This window comes from Pseudoalteromonas sp. T1lg23B, assembly GCF_002964665.1.
Taxonomy (GTDB): Bacteria; Pseudomonadota; Gammaproteobacteria; order Enterobacterales; family Alteromonadaceae; genus Pseudoalteromonas.
The window spans coordinates 1,506,229-1,527,843 of record NZ_PQBZ01000034.1 but is presented as its reverse complement, the minus strand read 5'-3'; the positions used below and the strand labels follow the sequence as shown (position 1 = coordinate 1,527,843).

The 21,615-nt window shown below is 43.6% G+C and carries 20 protein-coding genes, 1 tRNA gene and 1 pseudogene; 13 read left to right on the top strand and 9 right to left on the bottom strand.

From position 1 onward, the window contains the following. Nucleotide 1 precedes the first annotated feature (1 nt). The 3 genes from C2M32_RS15415 to pepA all read right to left on the bottom strand — a co-directional run bounded on the left by C2M32_RS15415 (nt 2) and on the right by pepA (nt 4,941). Nucleotides 2-2,848 (bottom strand): valine--tRNA ligase, encoded by a 2,847-nt coding sequence (locus C2M32_RS15415; protein WP_105169184.1) that lies wholly within the window; start codon nt 2,846-2,848, stop codon nt 2-4. A 23-nt stretch (nt 2,849-2,871) separates the two neighbouring features. After that, on the bottom strand, nt 2,872-3,318 hold the full coding sequence (locus C2M32_RS15410; protein WP_105169183.1) for a DNA polymerase III subunit chi: 447 nt from the start codon (nt 3,316-3,318) through the stop codon (nt 2,872-2,874). 114 nt (nt 3,319-3,432) lie between these two features. Then, nucleotides 3,433-4,941, bottom strand: a complete 1,509-nt coding sequence (gene pepA / locus C2M32_RS15405; protein ID WP_105169182.1) for a leucyl aminopeptidase — start codon at nt 4,939-4,941, stop codon at nt 3,433-3,435. A gap of 197 nt (nt 4,942-5,138) precedes the next feature. On the opposite strand from pepA, the gene lptF reads away from it, so the two are divergent. Both lptF and lptG read left to right on the top strand, forming a co-directional pair. Continuing rightward, nucleotides 5,139-6,251 (top strand): LPS export ABC transporter permease LptF, encoded by a 1,113-nt coding sequence (gene lptF, locus C2M32_RS15400; protein ID WP_105169181.1) that lies wholly within the window; start codon nt 5,139-5,141, stop codon nt 6,249-6,251. Then, nucleotides 6,248-7,315 (top strand): LPS export ABC transporter permease LptG, encoded by a 1,068-nt coding sequence (gene lptG / locus C2M32_RS15395; protein WP_105169180.1) that lies wholly within the window; start codon nt 6,248-6,250, stop codon nt 7,313-7,315. The genes lptF and lptG overlap by 4 nt, the downstream gene beginning before the upstream one ends. Nucleotides 7,316-7,351: 36 nt before the next feature. On the opposite strand, the gene C2M32_RS15390 is transcribed toward lptG, so the two are convergent. Next, nucleotides 7,352-7,849 carry an RDD family protein gene (locus tag C2M32_RS15390; protein ID WP_105169179.1) on the bottom strand — a complete coding sequence of 166 codons (498 nt, stop codon included), beginning with the start codon at nt 7,847-7,849 and terminating at the stop codon, nt 7,352-7,354. A gap of 270 nt (nt 7,850-8,119) precedes the next feature. On the opposite strand from C2M32_RS15390, the gene C2M32_RS15385 reads away from it, so the two are divergent. Both C2M32_RS15385 and C2M32_RS15380 read left to right on the top strand, forming a co-directional pair. Further along, nucleotides 8,120-8,204, top strand: a tRNA-Leu gene (locus tag C2M32_RS15385). A 157-nt stretch (nt 8,205-8,361) separates the two neighbouring features. Beyond that, a complete protein-coding gene (locus C2M32_RS15380) occupies nt 8,362-9,054 on the top strand; it encodes a zeta toxin family protein (protein ID WP_105169178.1) in 693 nt (230 codons plus the stop codon). A 9-nt stretch (nt 9,055-9,063) separates the two neighbouring features. Here C2M32_RS15380 and C2M32_RS15375 read toward each other — a convergent pair whose 3' ends face one another. Further along, nucleotides 9,064-9,423, bottom strand: a complete 360-nt coding sequence (locus C2M32_RS15375; protein WP_105169177.1) for a hypothetical protein — start codon at nt 9,421-9,423, stop codon at nt 9,064-9,066. A 302-nt stretch (nt 9,424-9,725) separates the two neighbouring features. Between C2M32_RS15375 and C2M32_RS15370 the strand changes: the two genes are divergently transcribed. Next, complete coding sequence (locus C2M32_RS15370) at nt 9,726-10,286, top strand: phosphoribosyltransferase (RefSeq protein ID WP_105169176.1); 561 nt, start codon at nt 9,726-9,728, stop codon at nt 10,284-10,286. A gap of 44 nt (nt 10,287-10,330) precedes the next feature. Here C2M32_RS15370 and C2M32_RS15365 read toward each other — a convergent pair whose 3' ends face one another. After that, on the bottom strand, nt 10,331-10,987 hold the full coding sequence (locus tag C2M32_RS15365; RefSeq protein ID WP_105169175.1) for a Crp/Fnr family transcriptional regulator: 657 nt from the start codon (nt 10,985-10,987) through the stop codon (nt 10,331-10,333). Nucleotides 10,988-11,233: 246 nt separating this feature from the next. On the opposite strand from C2M32_RS15365, the gene C2M32_RS15360 reads away from it, so the two are divergent. Continuing rightward, entirely contained in the window at nt 11,234-11,449 is a 216-nt protein-coding gene (locus C2M32_RS15360) for a YgjV family protein (protein ID WP_105169174.1), read from the top strand. Nucleotides 11,450-11,468: 19 nt separating this feature from the next. Here C2M32_RS15360 and C2M32_RS15355 read toward each other — a convergent pair whose 3' ends face one another. Then, entirely contained in the window at nt 11,469-13,109 is a 1,641-nt protein-coding gene (locus C2M32_RS15355; protein WP_105169173.1) for an amidohydrolase, read from the bottom strand. Nucleotides 13,110-13,217: 108 nt separating this feature from the next. Between C2M32_RS15355 and C2M32_RS15350 the strand changes: the two genes are divergently transcribed. Continuing rightward, on the top strand, nt 13,218-13,718 hold the full coding sequence (locus C2M32_RS15350; protein WP_105169172.1) for a DUF1543 domain-containing protein: 501 nt from the start codon (nt 13,218-13,220) through the stop codon (nt 13,716-13,718). Between the two features lie 3 nt (nt 13,719-13,721). Here the strand turns inward: C2M32_RS15350 and C2M32_RS15345 are convergent, their stop codons facing one another. Next, complete coding sequence (locus C2M32_RS15345) at nt 13,722-13,937, bottom strand: hypothetical protein (protein ID WP_105169171.1); 216 nt, start codon at nt 13,935-13,937, stop codon at nt 13,722-13,724. A 208-nt stretch (nt 13,938-14,145) separates the two neighbouring features. Between C2M32_RS15345 and proB the strand changes: the two genes are divergently transcribed. The 6 genes from proB (at nt 14,146) to C2M32_RS15315 (ending at nt 20,459) form a co-directional block, all read left to right on the top strand. Further along, nucleotides 14,146-15,249, top strand: a complete 1,104-nt coding sequence (proB, locus tag C2M32_RS15340; RefSeq protein WP_199886175.1) for a glutamate 5-kinase — start codon at nt 14,146-14,148, stop codon at nt 15,247-15,249. Nucleotides 15,250-15,326: 77 nt separating this feature from the next. Further along, the gene (locus C2M32_RS15335) at nt 15,327-16,322 is read left to right on the top strand and encodes a GGDEF domain-containing protein (protein ID WP_105169169.1); all 996 of its coding nucleotides are present in this window, start codon (nt 15,327-15,329) and stop codon (nt 16,320-16,322) included. Between the two features lie 46 nt (nt 16,323-16,368). Then, on the top strand, nt 16,369-16,734 hold the full coding sequence (locus C2M32_RS15330) for a glutaredoxin family protein (protein ID WP_105169168.1): 366 nt from the start codon (nt 16,369-16,371) through the stop codon (nt 16,732-16,734). Nucleotides 16,735-16,831: 97 nt separating this feature from the next. Continuing rightward, a complete protein-coding gene (gene gltX, locus C2M32_RS15325; protein WP_105169167.1) occupies nt 16,832-18,316 on the top strand; it encodes a glutamate--tRNA ligase in 1,485 nt (494 codons plus the stop codon). 143 nt (nt 18,317-18,459) lie between these two features. Next, nucleotides 18,460-19,152 carry a DUF3581 family protein gene (locus tag C2M32_RS15320; RefSeq protein ID WP_105169166.1) on the top strand — a complete coding sequence of 231 codons (693 nt, stop codon included), beginning with the start codon at nt 18,460-18,462 and terminating at the stop codon, nt 19,150-19,152. Between the two features lie 77 nt (nt 19,153-19,229). Beyond that, nucleotides 19,230-20,459, top strand: coding sequence for a DEAD/DEAH box helicase (locus C2M32_RS15315; protein WP_105169322.1), 1,230 nt, complete (start codon nt 19,230-19,232; stop codon nt 20,457-20,459). Nucleotides 20,460-20,512: 53 nt separating this feature from the next. Here C2M32_RS15315 and C2M32_RS15310 read toward each other — a convergent pair. Beyond that, nucleotides 20,513-21,468: pseudogene (locus C2M32_RS15310) on the bottom strand (methylenetetrahydrofolate reductase). Nucleotides 21,469-21,615 lie beyond the last annotated feature (147 nt).

Genomic DNA, 21,615 nt, shown 5'->3' with positions numbered 1-21,615 from the left:
ATTAAAGACTTTCGATCTTCGCTTTTTGCTCTAGCAATTTGGCTTTTGCATCTGAGAATTCAGCTAACTTTTCTTTCTCTTTTGCTAATACGGCCTCAGGCGCATTATTGACAAACTTTTCGTTAGCGAGTTTTTTCTCAACTTGCTCTAGACCTTTCTGGGCTTTGTCAAGTTGCTTGGCGATACGTGCAAGCTCAGCGTCAACATCAATTAGCCCCGCCATTGGGATTAAGATTTCTAAGTTCCCGATAAACGCAGTTGCTGATGCTGGTGCTTCATCAGCATTTTTAAGCACGGTGAACGTTTCCAACTTAGCTAATGAACTTAAGAACGCTTTGTTGTCTTCTAGACGACGTAAGTCTTGCTCGCTGGCTTTTGCTAGCAATACATTCAGTGGTTTGTTTGGACTAATATCCATCTCACCACGAATGTTTCGGATTGCTAGGATAAACTGTTTTACCCATTCAAGATCAGCCATCGCAGTTTCATCAACCTGACTTTGATCAAAAGTTGGGAAACTCTCTAGCATGATAGTTTTTGCATCAATCCCCGCCAGTGGCGCAACACGACGCCAGATGGTTTCTGTGATGTATGGCATTAATGGGTGCATTAGACGTAATAAGCCTTCCAACACCGTGATGAGCGTGTGGCGAGTACCACGTTGTTGTGCGTCATTGCCTTTAAACAGAATCGGTTTAGTCAGCTCCAAGTACCAATCACAGAATTGGTTCCAAGTGAATTCATAAATCGTATTGGCAGCAAGATCAAAACGATAGTTATCAAGGTGCTCTGTAAATACTTTAACGGTATTTTGGAATTGTCCTAAAATCCAGCGATCAGCGAGTGAATAGACTTTTTCTGCGTCATTGAAGCCACAGTCTTGTTCTTCTGTGTTCATTAACACATAGCGACTTGCGTTCCAAAGCTTGTTACAGAAGTTGCGATAGCCTTCTAGGCGATTCATATCCCAGTTAATATCACGACCAGTGGAAGCCATGGCTGCAAGGGTAAATCGCGACGCATCTGTACCGTGAGGTTCAATACCTTCAGCAAATGTTTTACGGGTGTTCTTTTCAATCTTCTTTGCAAGCTGAGGTTGCATCATATTGCCGGTACGTTTTTCAACTAGACTCTCAAGGTCGATACCATCGATCATATCAAGAGGGTCTAGTACGTTACCTTTGGACTTTGACATTTTATCGCCGTTTTCGTCACGGATTAGGCCAGTAACATAAACGGTTTTAAATGGTACTTGTGGTTTACCATTCTCATCTTTTATGAAGTGCATAGTCATCATGATCATACGCGCTACCCAGAAGAAAATGATATCAAAACCCGTAACCAGCGTATCAGAAGGGTGGAATACGCGTAAATCATCGGTGTTTTGTGGCCAACCTTGTGTCGAGAAAGTCCATAGTGCCGATGAGAACCAAGTATCAAGCACATCTTCATCTTGCGTAAGCGGTACGTCCTCAGCAATATTGTTTTCGCGGCGTACTTCAGCTTCATCACGGCCAACAAACACGTTACCTTGTTCGTCGTACCATGCTGGAATACGGTGTCCCCACCAAAGCTGGCGAGAAATACACCAATCTTGCACGTCGCGCATCCAAGAGAAATACATGTTTTCGTATTGCTTAGGAACGAATTGAATTTCACCGTTTTCAACCGCTTCGGTCGCAACTTTGGCCAGTGGCGCTACACGAACATACCATTGATCAGTAAGTAATGGTTCAATCACAACGCCCGAACGGTCGCCATAAGGAACGGTTAGGCTATGATCGTCAATCTTTTCTAGTAAGCCAGCTTGTTCGAATTCATCCACTACCAACTTGCGCGCATCAAAACGATCCAAACCGTGGAAACGCTCTGGAATTGGGGCGTCTAACTCAAGCTCTTTGCCGTCAAAGCTATAGGTTTCACCAGTTGCTAATATTGCCGCGTCTTTGTTAAACACATTGATCATCGGTAACTGGTGGCGTTTACCAACTTCGTTATCGTTAAAGTCGTGGGCCGGTGTTATTTTCACACAACCAGTCCCTTTTTCCATGTCTGCGTGTTCATCTGCAACGATAGGAATACGGCGATTAACGATTGGTAAAATAATTTCTTTACCTACTAAGTTTTTGTAGCGCTCATCTTCTGGGTTTACCGCAACGCCGGTGTCTCCAAGCATCGTTTCAGGACGAGTTGTAGCAACAACAATATAATCTTTACCATCATGTGTTTTCACACCATCCGCAAGCGGGTAGCGCAGATTCCACATATGGCCTTGTTTGTCTTTATTTTCTACTTCAAGATCTGAGATGGCAGTGTGTAGCTTAGGATCCCAGTTAACTAGTCGCTTACCGCGATAAATGAGGTCTTCTTTGTGCAGACGGACAAACACTTCTTTTACCGCCTCAGAAAGGCCTTCATCCATAGTAAAACGTTCACGGTCCCAATCTACTGACGCACCTAAACGGCGAAGCTGTTTTGTGATCGTGCCGCCAGATTGAGCTTTCCACTGCCAAATCTTGTCGATAAAGGCATCACGGCCCAAGTCATGACGTGTTTTGCCTTCTTCTGCAGCGAGCTTTCGCTCAACAACCATTTGTGTTGCTATACCGGCGTGGTCTGTACCTACTTGCCATAAGGTATTGTTACCTTGCATACGTTTATAGCGAGTCAAAGTATCCATGATGGTATCTTGGAAAGCATGGCCCATATGCAGGCTACCTGTGACATTGGGCGGCGGGATCATTATCGAATATGCATCGCCTTTACCTGATGGCTTAAAATAGCCATTTTCTTCCCAGTCTTGATATAAAGACTGTTCTATATCTTGTGGATTATAGGTTTTATCCATTTCACAGAACCTTAATAAATACTTTAATTTTCAATTTCTTTGGTTGAAATACTGGCGCCAAGTTGACGTAAGTGCTTAAACCGTTCTCGTGCCGCTTGTGTTGCTTGTGGTTCAGCAGGTACAAAATCATATACCTGAGCAAAGCGACGAATAAAGTCGGGTAACTTTGTTGCCAGATTGATCAATACAGTACGGCGTCCAACCGGCGGTGTTTGCCCAATCTCAACGGGGGCGCCCCCTTTTGGGCCTTCCCCTTGCAAATTGTGAGGCACAAAGCTGTCAGCTTCGAAACACCACAGGTGTTCATCGATCGCATGGGCATCTTCAACAGAATCAACATAAATAAATATGCGTTGACCCGCTCTATATTGTTTGGCTGCCGCGCGAGCGGCTAGATCAAAATGAGCCGGTAGATTAGCGTCCGGCTCATTATCATGCTTTAACACATAAAAGCGTGCATTGATGGTCATGGCATCGACTTCATTATGGGCGGTTATTCTGTATTTCTACAGGCAAAACTCAGCGTTCAAAATAAAGCCGCATTTTGACACAGAAACCCCATGCCATCAATCGCTGAGGTAGGGTTAATCTTGCTGTATGTCGGTAGCGTTTACTCGGTTTAGCAAGTATTGCATTAACATTGGAACGGGTCTGCCTGTTGCTCCTTTGTTTTTGCCACTACGCCAAGCGGTACCTGCGATATCTAAATGTGCCCAGTTATACTTCTTAGTAAACTTAGATAAGAAGCAAGCAGCCGTAATTGTGCCTGCTGAGCGGCCCCCTAAATTGCTAAAATCCGCAAACGGACTTTCAAGTTGCTCTTGGTAATCATCCCATAATGGCAATTGCCATGCGCGATCGCCACTTTGTTCGCCGGCTTTTAACAGATCGTGAGCTAGCGGATTGTGAGTGGACAATAAACCGGTGGCGTGTGCTCCAAGAGCGATTATACAAGCGCCTGTTAATGTCGCTACATCAATCACAGTCTCTGGATCGAATGCTTCTACGTAAGTGAGCGCGTCACATAAAACCAGACGGCCTTCTGCATCGGTATTAAGTACTTCAACCGTTTGACCTGACATGGTAGTTAGAATATCGCCGGGACGATAGGCATTTGAACCTGGCATATTTTCACAGCCAGCTAGTACACCTATGACATTGATTGGTAGTTGCATCTCAACTAGAGCGCGCATTAAGCCCAGTACGCCAGCAGCACCACCCATGTCATATTTCATTTCATCCATGCCTTCGCCGGGTTTCAGCGAAATACCGCCCGAATCAAACGTTAGGCCTTTGCCCACAAATACGATAGGCGCCTGATCTTCTGCGCCACCGTTATAGTGAATAACCGACATCATAGATTCATTTGCACTACCTCGGCCAACGGCGAGATAGGAATGCATACCCAGTTCTTCCATTTCTTGCTCACCAACTAAATTCACAGAGACGTTGGCAAATTCTTCTAGAGATTTGGCTTGTTCACCCAAGTATCGAGGGTTGCAAATATTTGGTGGCATATTCGCCACGTCTTTACATAGTTTGGCACCAGAGGCTATTGCTAAGCCATGCTCGATAGCGGTTTCGCCGATAGTAAGTTCACGTCTTGTGGGGACGTTGAAAACGATTTTACGCAGTGGACGACGAGGATCGACCTTTTTGCTTTTAAGCTGATTAAATGTGTATAAACAGTCTTGAGTGGTTTCAACGGCTTGGCGCACTTTCCAATAAGTGTCGCGCCCTTTCACATGTTGTTCAGTGAGGAAACATACAGCTTCCATTGAGCCGGTATCATTTAATGTGTTGATTGTTTTTGAAATAATTTGTTTATATTGCTTGTCGTCCAGCTCTCGCTCTTTACCACAGCCGACTAATAATACGCGCTCACTGAGTACGTTTGGTACATGATGCAATAGTAATACTTGCCCGGGCTTGCCTTCTAAATCACCACGACGCAATAAATTTGAGATGTAACCATCACTGATTTTATCCAGCTGTTCACCGATTGGAGATAAACGACGAGGTTCGTATACACCAACGACGATGCAGGCACTGCGCTGTTTCTCTGGGCTGCCACTTTTTACGCTGAATTCCATTGCGACTCCTGAGTCTAAAGTTATGTCTTTTTGAACTTTATGCCAATGTTATTATCCATACCATAAATGCGTGATTATCTCTGGCGTGTTGGTATGATAATTTAATTTGATGGCATATAATAAACTGACTAAAATAACCAGTTTACTCAAAATCTCCCACTATTCCAGTGAAACACGAAGTTTTATAGGGGCAAACATTGCTAATTTTTCGTTATTTAACTGCTGAGGTATTAAAATCGCAGATCGCCGTGTTTCTCACGTTGATGACGATTTTCCTGTCACAAAAGTTTGTTCGGATCTTAAGTGACGCATCAGACGGCGACCTTCCAGCAAAATTAGTGGCTTCCGTATTAATGCTCAAATTGCCTCAGTTGGCGGTCTACATTCTACCTTTGAGTTTGTTTTTAGGCATTATTTTGGCTTACAGCCGAGTGTATGCTGATAGCGAAATGACCGTACTCAGGGCCTGCGGGGTCAGTGAGTGGTATGTGGTAAGAGTAACGTTAGTCTCAAGCGTGTGTTTTGCGATTTTGGCAGGGGTAGTGAGTCTTTACATTTCGCCTTGGGCGTCGGAAAAAGAGTATCAACTTAAAGAACAGGCCGAAGCCGAATCGGGACTGTCAACGCTCAGAGCGGGACGATTCCAACAAACCGGCAATGAAAAGGCGGTGGTGTTTGTGCATAACATTGTTGATCAGGGTAAAGAGTTGGATAAAGTGTTTGTCGCCCAGCTACCGAATAAAGATTCTAATCAAGCCGCACGTATTGTTTATGCGCAAAAAGGGCGCGTGTTGGAACAAGAAAGCGGTGAACAACAGCTCGTACTTAACGATGGTAAGCGCTATGAAACAGATGGTCTGAGTCAGGCTTTGAACAAGACCGAATTTGCGAGCTATCAGGTACAAATTCGTGAACAAGTGATCGAGCATCAGCGTCGCAAATTAGAAGCGATTCCAACATTACAGCTGTTGGAAATGGATACACCGCAAGCCGCAGCGCAGTTTCAATTACGTTTGTCGGTACCTATCTCAATTATACTGCTCACCTTATTGGCGGTACCGCTCAGTGTGGTCAATCCGCGACAAGGCAAATTTGCCAAATTAGTGCCCGCCATTAGTTTGTATTTGGGATATTTTATCTTATTGAATGCCGGTAAATTTTTGGTAGCCGAAGGTAAGATTCCAGCAGCGGTTGGCTTGTGGTGGATCCACTTAAGTGTATTATTTATTGGCGCATATTTAATTGCTAAAGGGCGTCCATTTGGTGTTTGGGTGCGCTCAATCTTAACTAAGCGAGCGTCAGTTGCATGATGAAAACATTAGATTGGTATTTGGGTCGCAGTATTATGCAAACCACGGGGTTTGCCCTGTTGGTGTTCGTGGGCATCAACACGCTTATTAAATACATTGAGCAGTTAAAGTCCGTTGGCCGCGGTAGCTACGATATGCTGGATGCGATGCTGTATACCGTTTACAGCATGCCAGGAGACATTGTGGTATTTTTCCCAATGGCTGCGCTGATTGGTGGCTTAACTGGATTGGGTGCTTTGGCCTCAAGTAGTGAATTAGTCGTGATGCAGGCCGCGGGTATGTCACGCTTGCAAATAATTGGTTCGGTAATGAAAACGGCCATTGTGCTGGCGTTATGTATGATGGCGCTGGGAGAGTGGGGCGTGCCACAAGCTGAAAAGGCTGCCAAACAGTTGCGCAATAACGCCATTTTTGGTGGTGAGGTGTTCAATGCGCAAAAGGGCGTGTGGGCCAAAGATGGCAATAATTTTATTAATATCGGCAATATCGAGCAGTCGGGTGATCTCAAAGATGTAAATATTTACTATTTCAATGATGCCCTAGAATTAGAGAAAGTGATGCGTGTTGAACGCGGACGAAGTGTACCCCAAGGTTGGATATTTAGTGGTATTGAAGAAGTAACTATTAGCGAAGACAAAATCAATACATACTATCGCGAATCGCAAATTTATAATTCTCAATTAACAGCAGAAAAACTGGATGTGGTGTCTATTGACCCAGAGTCTTTATCATTCCGAGGCATATGGTCATATTTGTCGTATTTAGAACAAAATGATCAAGACACCAGCAGTTACGATTTAGCTCTGTGGCGTAAAGTCATGCAGCCATTAACCATAGCGGTGATGTTACTGGTTGCATTGTCATTTATTTTTGGTCCATTACGATCTGTGAGTATGGGGGCAAGAATAATCATGGGAGTAATAACGGGGTTAGCCTTTCATCTAAGTAATGAGATATTTGGCCCTATCGTGATGGTCTATGATGTGCCCGCCGTGATGGGGGCGATGATGCCAAGCGTATTATTTATTGGTATCGCCAGTTATCTTCTGAAACGCCAGCAGTAGAGATTAACAGCCCAGAGGGCTCTGGGCTGTATGCTATTAATCTAGGCTGTTATACACCTTTTTGTTTTCTTCTTTGCTCAATACCACGACCTGTGTTTTACAGATAAGGTCCTGTAAGGCGCGTTTGTGTTTAAAATCCACTAATACCAGTAAGTTTCCTAAACCACACAAGGCACATAGACTACGGGATATTGCTACCGGCCAAGACAGGAGTTTTCCAGCAGGAGTTTCTACACGTAAACGCCAAGCTCTCATACCAATTGTCTGTCCGCTTTTAGTCCAAAAATAAGCAAAAAATAGCACACTAACTAGGATCAGCAGCGCAGCTCTGATGCCGTATAACAAAGGTGAAGCTTGAATATATGCCGACACATCGGGGTGTTCTCCTAAAGAAAGTAAATCGGCCGATATAAATCCTTGCACAATGAGCAAGTAAACAACCGTTGTTAGCATCGCAAATGCAATCACCACCAAACCATCATAAATTAAGGACGCCAATCGACGAAAAAAACCAGCTTTGGGGAACTCAGACATGGGCAGACTCTTAGTTAAGTTAAATACAATTACTTGTGCTGTATTTTACACAAAGGCAGCAGTAATGGCGAAATCATTATAAATGCTAGTTTTCTATCCGCTTTGTACAAATACCAAGCAGTTAACATAGGTAAATAAAAAAACTACTTGCCGAGTTAAGCGATGTTTGTATAATGCAATGCATAGAGACGAGGGCAATATAAACAAAGCCTAAGCTCAAAGTGGTTTTTCTTTATTTTCTCTTGTTTTAGAAGATGAAAGAAAAATTATGCCAGTGTGATGGAATTGGTAGACATGACGGATTCAAAATCCGTTGCCTTCGGGCGTGGCGGTTCAAGTCCGCCCACTGGTACCACTTTTTATAACCCCAGCCGTTTGGTTGGGGTTTTTTTATGCCTGAAATTTAGAGTGACGCTTGGGGCAATATTGCTCGCTAGTTCTAGCACCGTGCTGTTTCAACCATATTGTTTGTGCTACATTGGCAAACAGTAATTAAAGGATAGAGGCATAAAATGCTTGAGATCAACGATGTTGTTTATAGTGTCACTGGCTATCAATATAACGAGATGGCGAAGGTATTTACACACCTTGCTATTGACGAATTAGACTGGTCACATGCACAAGCTCAAGCGGAGTTTGAGACGCTCATTACGGCAAAGCTAGCTAACCAAAGTAGACAAATATCGCCTGTATTCGAGGTTGTGTCTGGCATTCCTTTTTCAGGAAAAAGTTCGTTTATTAAAAGCAAAAAACGTGAGTTTGAGGGCTACTTGTTTATCTCGTTTGATGCCCTAATGAAAGAACTCTCTTTTTACCAGCGGCTGATGGAACTAGATAGTAAGCTGGCCTTCAACAAGTGTGAACTGGTGGCAAGGATCATTGGCTATGAATTACTACAAAGAGCCGTAGATTTAGGTTGTCATATTGTTTTTGAACATAGTTCAACACCAAAGCAACACTTAGCACTTTACGAGGTTATTGAGAAGGAATATGGATATAAATTGGTTATTAACTATATTCAATGTCCCTTGGCGTTGGCAAAGCAGCGAGCTGAGCAAAACAACTCCTCACTCAGAGATGGTGGCAGATACACGCCGGTTACATACATTGATGAGCGGTTTCATGCATTGCAGGCGATGATGGGCCACTACAAACAGCACTTTCTAGTAAAGGAAGTGGAACAAAGTGAATTCGCTCCACATTAAGGATGAGGGTTAGCTGCACAGCAAATAGAGCCAAGCGATTGATAGAATGATAGGTAAACCAAACGCATTGAGTCTACCTAAATACTTAGCCCAGCCACTGGCTCCAAAATCGATTACTTGCTGAGGTTGCTGCTTTTTACGTTCAATACCAATGCTCAGATATGCGGCTGAGACGCCTGATAAAGTCAGCAGAGCACTTGCAAGGCCGACAGCAGGCAAGACCATTGCAAGCTTAGCGTCCAAAGCTAAACTTCCAGCAAACACTTTAGAATAAGAAGCAAATAAAAAGCCTTGGAAAGCAAGCATCCAACCAAGCCGTCTATGGATCAATTCTTCTTCATGTACGATCCTATCCTTTAATTCAGCCATATTAGTTCCTTAAATAACAATAAAATAATCAGAAAATGCTGCTGTGTCACGCTGATTACAGTCATATGTTTGTACTCAAACACTTTGTTTAACTCACAGAGCAATCTTTATACTTTACTAAGGCTAGGAATAAAGCTAAATAGATCTTTTTATTTGCTCACACATCAGCGCAAGCATTTTCTATTTAACTGCGCTAAAATATGCGGTTATTACTTAAGCTGCGTTAGTTAATTTTACTTTCGGTTGAATCACTAACAGCAGATAACACACGATTTTTATTCGGTTCTCACGGGGTTTTTTGTATGTCAGATAAGTGCTACATCACCGCACAGCAACTACTGGAAGATTCATTTCGCGTTGCAGCGCAAGTCTATGAAGATGGTTTTCGTCCTGATTTTATTATTGGTATTTGGCGTGGTGGTGCCCCCATTGGCATAGCGGTACAAGAGTATTACGATTACAAAGGCATAGAAACCGATCATATTGCGGTACGTACCTCGTCTTACTATGGTATTGGCAAACAGTCGAAAGAAATCAAGGTACATGGACTGCATTACATCATTGAAAACGCCAATGCGGGTGATTCCTTGTTGATTGTGGATGATGTTTTTGACTCTGGCCGCAGCATCTACGCGCTAAAAGAAAAGCTGGCGGAGTTGATGCGTCTTAATTTACCAAAAGATATTCGCGTTGCTTGTCCATACTACAAGCCAAAAAACACTAAGGTACCAATGAAACCAGATTACTTTATCCATGAGTCGGATGAGTGGTTGGTGTTTCCACACGAGCTCTCTGGTCTGACACCTGATGAGATCATTGCAGGCAAGTCAGACTTAAGCAAAATTCAAGATTTGTTTAAATAAGCTTGAGAAAGGCTGGTCTAAAAGGCCAGCCACTGGGTAGCCCCTTAAATTTGTGCAAAGCTATCCACAAACTCTTCCAACGCATCCAAGTCTACGGGCTTTAGGCCTTCACTGCTTCGAACTATTAGCCCTTTATCTACTAATTCAGTCACCACTCGTCGATAGGCCCGCTCCGTGGTAGCAAAACGTTCCGCTTCAGCATTGACCGTTGGATATGCACGAAGTAATGTCGGGTTGTTATTTTCTGCGCGTAATAAACAGTCTTTAGCAATGTTGTAGCTAAGCGGAAGCAGTAATTTGTCGAGATTGATTTTTTGGTTCTCAGCAAATTTAGCTGCAATGGTTTGTGCGGTATATAAACTTAATTCGGGTTTATCAAGTAACAGTTGGCGCCAATGTTTAAGTTCAATAAGATTATATTGCACATCGCTCAAACACGTGACCGTATAGATACAAGGCTGGTTGTTTAGCGCTTCAATTTCACCGATCAACGTATTATTACAATCTAGCTGCCCCAATAGCAACCGACGACCATTTCCCACATCATAACTAAATGATACGGTGCCACTTCTAACTAGAATGAGCTTAGTTAAAGGTTCGTCTTGATGGATTAATACGTCTTTTTTATTGTGTACAAAAGCGTTGCCCGCAAAGCTAAGCAATTGTTCCACTAAGTTCGTTGAAAAATGATATTGAAACATCTAGATGGCTCTTCGGACATTTGTCCTATTTATTAATATTGAATAAAGATAGCATGAAGATATTGCTTTTACGCTAACTCACACTTGCTATTGAGGTTTTCCTCGTTTAGCCCCCATCCCGTGTTAGAGCTTACTAGGGTACTAATTCAAGGGGTTTGTGGGTTAGCTTTTTTCTTCTAGGCTTAATCTTACACACATTGTTACTACGCGACCCACTATGCTAACTCAACTGACCGGAGAGAACAAATGACTTGGGAATATTTAGGCTATATTGCTTCGGTTTTTTTGGTTATCTCGTTGATGATGAGTAACGTGGTTAAACTACGTTGGTTCAACCTAACCGGCTGCGTGTGTTTTACCATTTATGGTGTGATGATTGAGGCATGGCCCGTTGCGTTTACAAATGGTCTACTCGCTTTGGTAAATCTATATCACTTGTATAAGTTGCATCGGGCGCGTTAGCCCGATGCCATGTTTTTGCTTAGTTTTGGTAGACTAGATTACCAGCAAGCCAAGTCTGCTGAACCTTAATATCGTCTATTTGTGATACAGGTACTTGAAAATAATCTTGATCAAGTATGATAAAATCTGCCCACTTACCGTGCTCTAAGCTCCCCAGTTTATGTTCTTGAAATGCTGAGTAAGCCGCATCAAGTGTGAAGGCCCGCAGTGCCTGCTCTCTATTTAGCCGCTCTTGAGCACGCCATCCACCTTCGGGTTGATCATTGCGAGACATGCGCGTGATTGCCGCATGAAGGCCATGAAATGGATTGGCAAGTTCGACCGGAAAATCTGACCCTGCAGCTATTTTACTGCCTTGCTTTATAAATGTTTGCCACGCATAAGCACCGCGCAATTGCTGTTTATCCAAACGTTGCTCAGCCATATGCATATCGGAGGTGGCGTGAATAGGCTGCATTGAAGGAATAATGGCGAGACTTTTAAAACGAGGAATGTCGTCAGGGTGAACAATCTGAGCGTGTTCGATGCGATTACGCAACAATTTACCGCCAACCTGTTTGAATATTTTCTCATAACTATCCAACACGATGCGGTTGGCACGGTCGCCAATGGCATGGGTGTGTGCACTGTAGCCACTAGAGAAACTTTGCTTAAGTAAGCTTTCAAGTTGCTGTTGAGTTTCCAGCATTAGGCCTTGATATCCGGCTCTATCATGGTAGTCATCAAGTAGTGCTGCGCCTCGGCTGCCTAACGCGCCATCGGCGTATATTTTCACACTGCGAATAGACAAAAAGTCGTCTTTATCTTTAATGACGCCTTGCTCTAACATACGTGATAAGTGCTGATCAGCGGCACTTAACATGGCATAGATACGAATGGGAAGCGTGTGCTGCTGGGCACGCTGTTGATAAAGCTGCCAAGTACCATACTCTATTCCGGCATCATGTGCCGAGGTGATCCCGAGACTCAGCAAATGTTCACCGGCTTTGTTCAGTGCAAGCTGCCTTTGTTCTCCACTTAATGGTGGAATATGTGTATTGATCAACTGCTCTGCTTTGTCGATAAATACACCGCTAGGCTGGTTATTAGTCAGTCGTAAAATCTCCCCACCGGCGGGTGTTTGGCTTTGTGCATTGATCCCCGCAAGCTGCATTGCTTTACTATTTGCCCAGATGGCATGGCCATCAACGCGAGTGAGCACTACGGGGCGGTCTTTTACATAGCGGTCTAGATCTGCTGCGGTTGGAAACTCTTTCTCTGGCCACAGTGTTTGATCCCAACCTCTACCAAGGATCCAACCTTTGGGTGCTTGTTTTGCGTACTCACTGAGTCGTTCACCTACCTCAGAGATAGATTTGCTGCCTCGCACATCAAGTCGCATCAGGTTATTACCAAGACCGATAATATGGCCGTGTGCATCTATGAGCCCCGGTAGCAGTGTCTTTCCTTTACCGTCAATTCGAACAGCATTTGGAAACTGCTTAAGCGTCTTGTCATCTCCTGTTTTTATGACTTTTCCGTCTTTAAACACCAATACCGAAAATGACTCTATCGCCCCTTGTTTGGTGGGCGTATAACCGTGGATATTGTGGATCATTGTTGTTTTGGCTTGTACCATGAGGCTACAAAGCAGAACACACAAGCTTGCTATAAGTTTCATATGGTTAGTCCATGTTGATTGCTATTTTTGTAACTCACCTTAGCCTAGTTTTAGCTTTGACTCAAAATAATGATATTATTGGTTTTTGTGTATTAATAAGGGACTAAAATGAAGTTGTTTATGGTGTACCTTGGTGGTCGCGTTGCGGGATGCCATATAGAAATGCACGATGTACGTTTTGTGGTTGGCGAGAAAATCGAAGATTGTTATCAAAAATTAAAAGCGCAGTGGGTTGGAGATAAAGCTGCGGTCCATATGGACTCATATACTGTCATCGATCATGTTGATGGTTATGAGGTTAGTCTCGTAACTGAGCAGCCAATAGATAAGCAAAAATTGTACTTTGTTAACATGGGTGCCTATGTGCCAGAATCATTGGCGGAGCAGCACGACTTTGCTTTGTTTGTGGCGCACAACGAAGGTGAAGCGAAAGAAAAGGCCAAAGCAACGTTACTCGGTGGTATGAGCCACCTACATAAAGATAACTTGCATGATGTAGATGATTGTTTCGCGATAGACTTAATTGACCAACAGTATTTTATTGCACTCACACCGAGCGGTAAGAGCCAGCCCATTAAACCAGACTGGTTTGGCTATCACATCTTATAATCATCATTCGTCTTCTTGCTTGTCGGCCTTAATCGCCAGTTTAATGGCCACAAGCACCACCGCAAACATTAAAAATGGCAGAGCAGCCAGTGCATATTCGGCGATAGAACTGTCTTGATAATTCGGTTGCAAAATATAGTGCCCACCTATGCATAACACTATGGTGATCAGTAACAGTGGCATCATGATGAGTTCTTTTCGTTTCGAGTGTGTTTTCATTATCCATTCTCCTAATAGCCACTATGACGGTGCTGCCGATTTACGTTGTTGATGTTGATCATGATTAACCGCAATGGTTGAACAAAAATATCTCAACCTGAAACTGCCATTTGGCGCGCGATTTTAGCACTTTCTGTCGTTATGAACAAAATTTGCTTGTGCCTTGACGCCGCTCTGATATAACTGACTTTTTATTTCTGAGACTGGGATTATGGGGCAGCAAACAATTGTCATAAAGTTGGGAACTAGTGTGCTTACAGCAGGAGATATTCACCTTAATAAACCACGTATGGTGGAACTGGTTCGACAATGTGCCGCACTCAAGCTGCAAGGCCATCAAATCGTGCTGGTATCAAGTGGCGCGGTTGCTGCAGGTCGTTCTCAACTAGCTCAGAATGTTGGCGATTCGATTTCTGAGAAACAAATGCTGGCAGCTATTGGTCAAGGCCAGCTAATCCACTTATGGCAAACCTTGTTTGCGCTTTATGATATCCCTGTGGCACAAATGTTGTTGACTCGCGCAGATGTAGAGCATCGAGAGCGTTATTTAACTGCTAGAGATACGCTGACGCAATTGTTGAAACATCAAGTCATTCCAATCATCAATGAGAATGATGCTGTTGCGACTACTGAAATTAAAGTCGGTGACAACGACAATCTATCTGCAATGGTGGCTATTTTAGCCAATGCGAACAAGTTGGTGTTGCTGACCGATCAGGTCGGCTTGTTTACCGCAGATCCACGCACTAACCCTCAGGCTGAGTTGATTGCGCAGGTACATAAAATTGATGATGAGCTAAGAGCCCTAGCAGGCGATAGCGGCACATCACTTGGTACAGGCGGGATGGCGACGAAACTTCAAGCCGCGGATATCGCGCAACGTGCGGGCATCGAGACGGTAATAGCCAAAGGCAGTGAAGCAGACATTATTCTGAAAATTATGAATAAAGAAGCGCTCAGCACCACGTTTATGCGCTTTGATGCCCCCGTTGAGGGGCGCAAAAAATGGTTACTGTCAGCGCCTAAATCTACGGGGACAGTGATTGTTGATAACGGCGCTTGTCTTGCTATTGCACAACAAGGGGCAAGTTTGTTAGCCAAGGGAGTGATAGGCGTATCTGGGTGTTTTGTGCGGGGCGATTTAATTACTGTGACGAATGCTCAAGGGCAAGCGATTGCTAAAGGGCTATGTGGATTTTCGGAGCGAGAACTCGATACCATCAAAGGCTGTCATAGCTTAGATATCGCCTCGGCATTAGGTTACAAAGCATCAAGTGTTGTGATCCATCGAGATGATATGGTTTTACTGTAAAAGTGTGTTGTTAATCACATGCAAAATTAGCAGCTTACGCTAAGCTTAAGCTATTGTGCACAACAACAAGATTGCAGATGGAAAAAATATCATCGTGTGGTTATGAGTGGACTATTGGGCTCATTTCGCAAAATAGTGAACACACTTTAGATAGCTGCTTAGCCAAAATATTAACTCAACTCCTTGGTGAATCCTGCGTATATGCTTTTTACTTCAGTAAAAGCCTGTCTGTGCGGCAAACGCCTTGCTTGACCTTTGCGTCAACGGGGGAGTTGCATGAACAATACAAAATGGCGGTGGAAGAGATTGACGTGCCACCGTTGTTAGAGCGATTGAAAAAATTAAATCAGGATGTTCAGCTGCTCAGTTTGGCGCAACTACAAATTCTACCCGTGCGTTATCAGGGACTGGTGCTTGGCTTTTTAGCGGTGCACGACCAATCAATAATTCCTTCTTCTGGGCATACCGTACTTAATCATGTCCTCAATGTGTATGTGCACCAACTAGCAACACTACAATACGCGCGCGTAGACCCACTCACTCAATTGTTAAATCGACAAACATTTGATGAGAAAATTATCGACATTGTGGCAGGCAAAGAGGCTTGGTTGGTTCGTGGCAATGAGCAACAAAAGAACTGGTACATGGCTATCGCAGACATCGATTTATTCAAGCATGTTAACGACAATTATGGTCACGTGATTGGTGATGAAGTGATATTGCTGGTGGCGCAACTGTTGAAAAGTAACTTTCGTGTTGGTGATTATGTTTTTCGTTACGGTGGGGAAGAGTTTGCTATTGTTTTTCCGTGTCGACATGAAGGCGAAGCAATGCAAAAACTCGACAGTGTACGCGCGCTTATTGCTGATACACGATTTCCTCAGGTTGGTAATGTGACAATTAGTATGGGGTTTGTGGAATTAAAAGATGCCGGACAAGTCGCAGAGTTAGTGAACAGGGCCGATCAAGCGCTTTATCAGTCCAAGCAAGATGGGCGAAATAGAGTAACGGCTTTTTCGAGCTTAAAAGATAAAGGTTGTAACCACTCATCCGGTGATATTGAATTATTTTAGCCTGTGATAATATAGTGCCCATTAATATCGTTGAATGGGAGCGAGCATGAAATTTGTACGTTGGTTTTTGGGTCGAGTTATTTTGCTTTTGGATTTTATTTTTACACCACGCAGTAAAAAGCGTCCTGCGGATGAGCAACAAAAGCTGGATGCACAAACAGCACAGTTAAAGCTATATCAGTTTAAAGCCTGTCCATTTTGCGTCAAAGTACGTCGTGCGATTAAGCGTGAGGGATTGAAAATAGAGACGCGTGACGCGAAGAACAATGCCCAATTTCGCCAAGAACTGGCGGAACAAGGGGGCAAAATCAAAGTACCTTGTCTACGCATCGAGCAAGACAACAATGTACAGTGGTTGTATGAATCAAGCGACATTGTTAGCTACTTAGAAAAGCTTGAAAAAGCCGCATAATTTACAGTTGTAAACGTCGTAGGGCGTTTGAGATACCCCGCGGTTATGCTAGCATAGCCGCCCATAATCTATTGTCTGACATTTAAAGAGAAACACCATGACTATCCGTACTCGTGTTGCCCCGTCACCGACAGGTGATCCGCATTTAGGTACCGCTTATATTGCCCTTTTTAACTACTGTTTTGCTAAGCAGCAAGGCGGCGAGTTTGTTTTACGTATCGAAGATACTGATCAGGTACGCAGTACGAAAGAGTCTGAGCAGGCGATAATGGATAGCCTACGTTGGTTAGGGTTGAATTGGGATCATGGTCCAGATGTGGGCGGAGAGTTTGGCCCTTATCGTCAATCAGAGCGTAGCGAACTTTACAAGAAATATGCGCATCAATTGGTTGAACAAGGCAAAGCATTCTATTGTTTTGCCACCGCTGAAGAACTTGATGAGATGCGCGAGCAGCAAATGGCTGAAGGCTTACGTCCTAAATATGACGGTCGAGGCTTATTGCTGAGCGAAGAGCAAGTGAAAGAAAATCTAGCGGCTGGCAAGCCGTATGTTATTCGTATGAAGATCCCCAGTGAGGGCACGTTCAAGTTCAATGATTATCTACGTGGCGAGATTGAAATCCCATGGGAAAACGTTGATATGCAGGTATTGCTAAAAGCGGACGGTTTCCCGACCTATTTCTTAGCCAACGTAGTGGATGATCACCACATGCAGATCAGCCATATTTTCCGTGGTGAAGAGTGGATCAACTCAGCGCCTAAGCTATTAAAGCTATACGAAGATTTTGGCTGGACACCACCTGTACTGGGTCATTTGCCGCTATTACGTAACCCTGATAAGTCAAAGTTATCTAAGCGTAAAAACCCTACGTCGATCAACTATTACAAAGAGATGGGTTTCTTACCTGAGGCGGTATTAAATTATCTTGGTCGTATGGGTTGGTCTATGCCCGATGAGCGTGAAAAATTCACACTTGCTGAGATGATCGAACACTTTGATATGAAACGAGTCTCTCTTGGTGGTCCGGTATTTGATGTTGATAAGCTCAGTTGGCTAAATGGATTATGGATCCGCGAAAACCTTTCCGATGAAGAGCTGATCCAACGTTTTGTTGATTGGAAGTTTAACGCTCAGACCTTGGCGCGCATTCTGCCAGAAGCGAAAGCACGTATTAATACTCTGTCTGATTTAGTCGACTTGGCTGGGCACTTCGTTTCTGGGCAACCAGAGTATGATGCTGCGCTTCTCACCGCGGGTAAAACGGACGAAGAGACAGTTCGCCAAGCATTACAATTCTTCATTTGGCAGTTAGAAGGATTACGTAGCTGGAATAAATCAGAAATTTTCGCTACGGCTAAAGCTGTTGCTAACTTCCACGAGTTGAAGATTAAAGATTTCTTGGAACCAATCTTTGTTGCTATTACTGGTAAGCAGTCATCAACATCGGTGATTGATGCGATGGAGATTTTGGGCTCAGATCTGTCTCGTGCTCGCTTGCGAGTTGCATTGGCACACATTGGGGTCTCTAAAAAGCAAGCGAAGAAGCTTGAGAAAGCTTATCGAGATTTCCCACAAGACTAATATAACGTTCTGATATTATTTAAAAAAGCCACAATACTATTATTGTGGCTTTTTTTATTATGCAGAAAATTAAACAGATATGACCTCTAGCAAGCCATATTCTGTTAACATAGCGCGGTTTTTAGTCGTGAAAGAAAAGGTCTATGTTAAGTCAATTTTTCCAGCAAGATGGTGAGCAAGTTGTGATCAGCCGTGAGCAAGGTAGTGAGTTTGCCAAACGTGTAGCTGATGATTTTAACCCTTTGCATGATGTGGATGCGAAAAAATTCTGTGTGCCTGGAGACTTATTATTTGCACTGGTGTTAGCAAAATATGGTGTCAGTGAGAACATGCATTTTACGTTTGCAGGAATGGTTGATGAAACATCCAAGTTAGATTTCCCTGCGGGAAGTGAGGCATTTGATATCACTTCTAATGACAAAGTGATGCTCTCAGTAAAAAGAGATGGGGCTAATAATCAGTGCCAAACGTTGATTGATAGTTTGACGAAGAATTATGTTGAATTCTCAGGTACTACCTTCCCGCACGTCATTATTCCACTGATGGCACAAAAGCAGGTTATGATTAACCCTGCGCGCCCTATGGTTATTTATGAATCGATGGCTATCCATTTGGATAAATTGGATGTAACCACCTTAGAGCTCGAAGCGTCGACACCCGAGTTTAACTACGAAGGCAAACGCGGCAAAATCATCTTGCGCTTTAATTTACTCAGCGAAGGGCTGAAGGTCGGCTATGGCGAAAAGCACATGTTGGTTTCGGGCATTCGAGACTATTGCCAAGAGATGGTTGATGACTTGATAGAGTACTATAACGATAGAAAAGCCACACTTTAATCGTCAATATCTAAAGCGCGCATCCTATGCGCGCTTTTGCTATACTGCCACCAACTTCGTTTATATCTGGTTTATCCATGTCATTCCAAGCGTTATCTCTTTCTGATGAACTCGTTCAAGCCCTTAATAAACTTAATTTCACCACACCTACACCGGTACAAACACAGTGTATTCCGGTGCTCTTAGCTGGGCATGATTTAGTTGCAACGGCACAAACTGGAACGGGTAAAACAGCGGCTTTTATGCTGCCAATTTTACATCGGTTGTTGGCGAGCGCCGAACAGCAGGGGAGTGTCAGAGCACTGGTCGTGACACCGACCAGAGAGCTTGCACAGCAAGTTGCCCAAAGCGCGCAAAGTTATGCTCAATGTACGACGCTCAAAACAGTGTGCCTATATGGTGGGGCGAATATTGGTCCTCAGGAAAAAGCGCTAAGGGCAGGTGCGGATGTGGTTGTGGCTACACCTGGTCGATTACTCGATCATTTGATCAAAGGGACTTTATCACTGGCGCAGGTTGAGTATCTGGTGTTTGATGAAGCCGATAGAATTTTGGATATGGGGTTTATTGGTGAAATAAAACGTGTCATGCGTCATTTACCGCCACAGCGACAAACGTTATTATTTTCTGCCACCATTGATGAACAGGTGCAAAGCCTAGTAAAACAATGGTTACAAAATCCTAAACGGATCAGCATAGATAAAGAAAACAGTGCTGCACAAAAGGTAGAACAAGTATTTTATGCGGTGGATGAAGACAGAAAGCGGGAGCTGATGTCTCATTTGATAGGTAAAAATAACTGGCAGCAGGTGTTGGTATTTACTCGCACTAAAAATATGGCGGATAGTTTAGCCAAAGAGTTGAATAAAGATGGCTTAGCAACGCTTGCTATTCATGGCGATAAGTCTCAAGGAGCCAGAGACAAAGCGCTTGAGCAGTTTAAAAGTGGTAAAACGCGAGTGCTGGTAGCGACGGATGTTGCTGCTAGAGGCTTGGATATAGTTGACTTGGATTATGTGATCAATGCCGAGCTTCCTTATGTTGCAGAGGATTATGTTCACCGCATTGGTCGTACAGGGCGAGCCGGTAATGCTGGGCATGCTATCTCTTTGGTTAGCATTGATGAGCAATGGCTGCTCGAGGAGATTGAGGTGTTGCTGGATGAGCGACTAACGCCACAATGGTTACCAGGTTATGAGCCAGATTTAACCAAAGAGCCCAAAGATAACCGCAAAAATTCGACAAAGTCTCGTAAGCAAAGAGATAAAAAACGCATATTAAACAAACGTTCAACGCGGCGTCGTTAATTTATTAACTAACAGCCATAAACAAAAAGAGCACTGTGTTGTGCTTTTTTTGTTTATGCTATTTGCTTTTCAGCAAGCGTTAGTTCCATCGTCGCTTTGAGTAGGCGATACAAGTTAATAGATGCGTCAATTTCCTCTTTGCGGTTTGTTAAGCTCTCAATATTTAAACCCAACGGCACATCTAAATGAGCACAGCTTCTTAAGATTTGATCTAGGTTTTCACGGCAAATACGAATAGATTCGCTTAAAGAATTATCGGCATCTAATATGCGCCACTTGGTCGCTTCCGGTACAGAGATCCCCAACCACTGCATAAAGTCGAGTGTCTTCTCTCCGCCACACGGCGTAAACGTCAAAATGATACGTTTAGGCGTAAGCCCCTGTTGTTTGCATGAGCGTGCATAGCTGGTGATCAAGTCTATGGTGGCCTGTGCATTATAAACTGCCTGAGAAATGAAAAACTCACATCCTGGGTGACTTTCTCCAGCAACCTTTCATGCTCGTTTCGTTTGCTTGCGTGACGCTCAGCAATGGTCACCCCCCCTAAGAAAAACTTTTCTTGGTGCGCCGCGAGTGTTGCATAGGCTTCAGATAAACTAAGTTTGATATCACCTGTAGATGATGGACTGCCAACCAAGACCAAATTTTTCAGACCATATTGCTTTTTGGTGTCATCTAGCCAGTCGCTAAATTCACTGGCTTCACGCTGTGCCACACTTTTATAAGTGATGACGTCCAATTGCGACAGTTCACTGATCAACTGAGAATACTCACAAGGATCGACGGTGTGCTTAAACGGAAAAGGGCGCGGTACTTGCGTGCGGCTGCTTTCATCTTGGATGTCATAAACCACCACTCCGTCATATTCAATTTCGTGTAGGCGACCGAGCAGTTTTTTGGCGATGCTTTTTAGTTTCGTGCTATCGGTATCTACTTTTGGTGGAGTAGTTCCGATCAAGTATACCCCTTGGTTTGGGTCTAATATTTTCTCTTGCAGTGATAACGCCATGATCCTCATCCCAGCTCAATGTGTGTCGATAGAGGATAATATAGCAGCCATTTAGACGTCTAGATAGATTTTTTTATTGAAAGTTATTCAATGAATATGAATTTAATTCAAGTTCGAATGCGCCTTTATTGGTCTGTTAACATATTT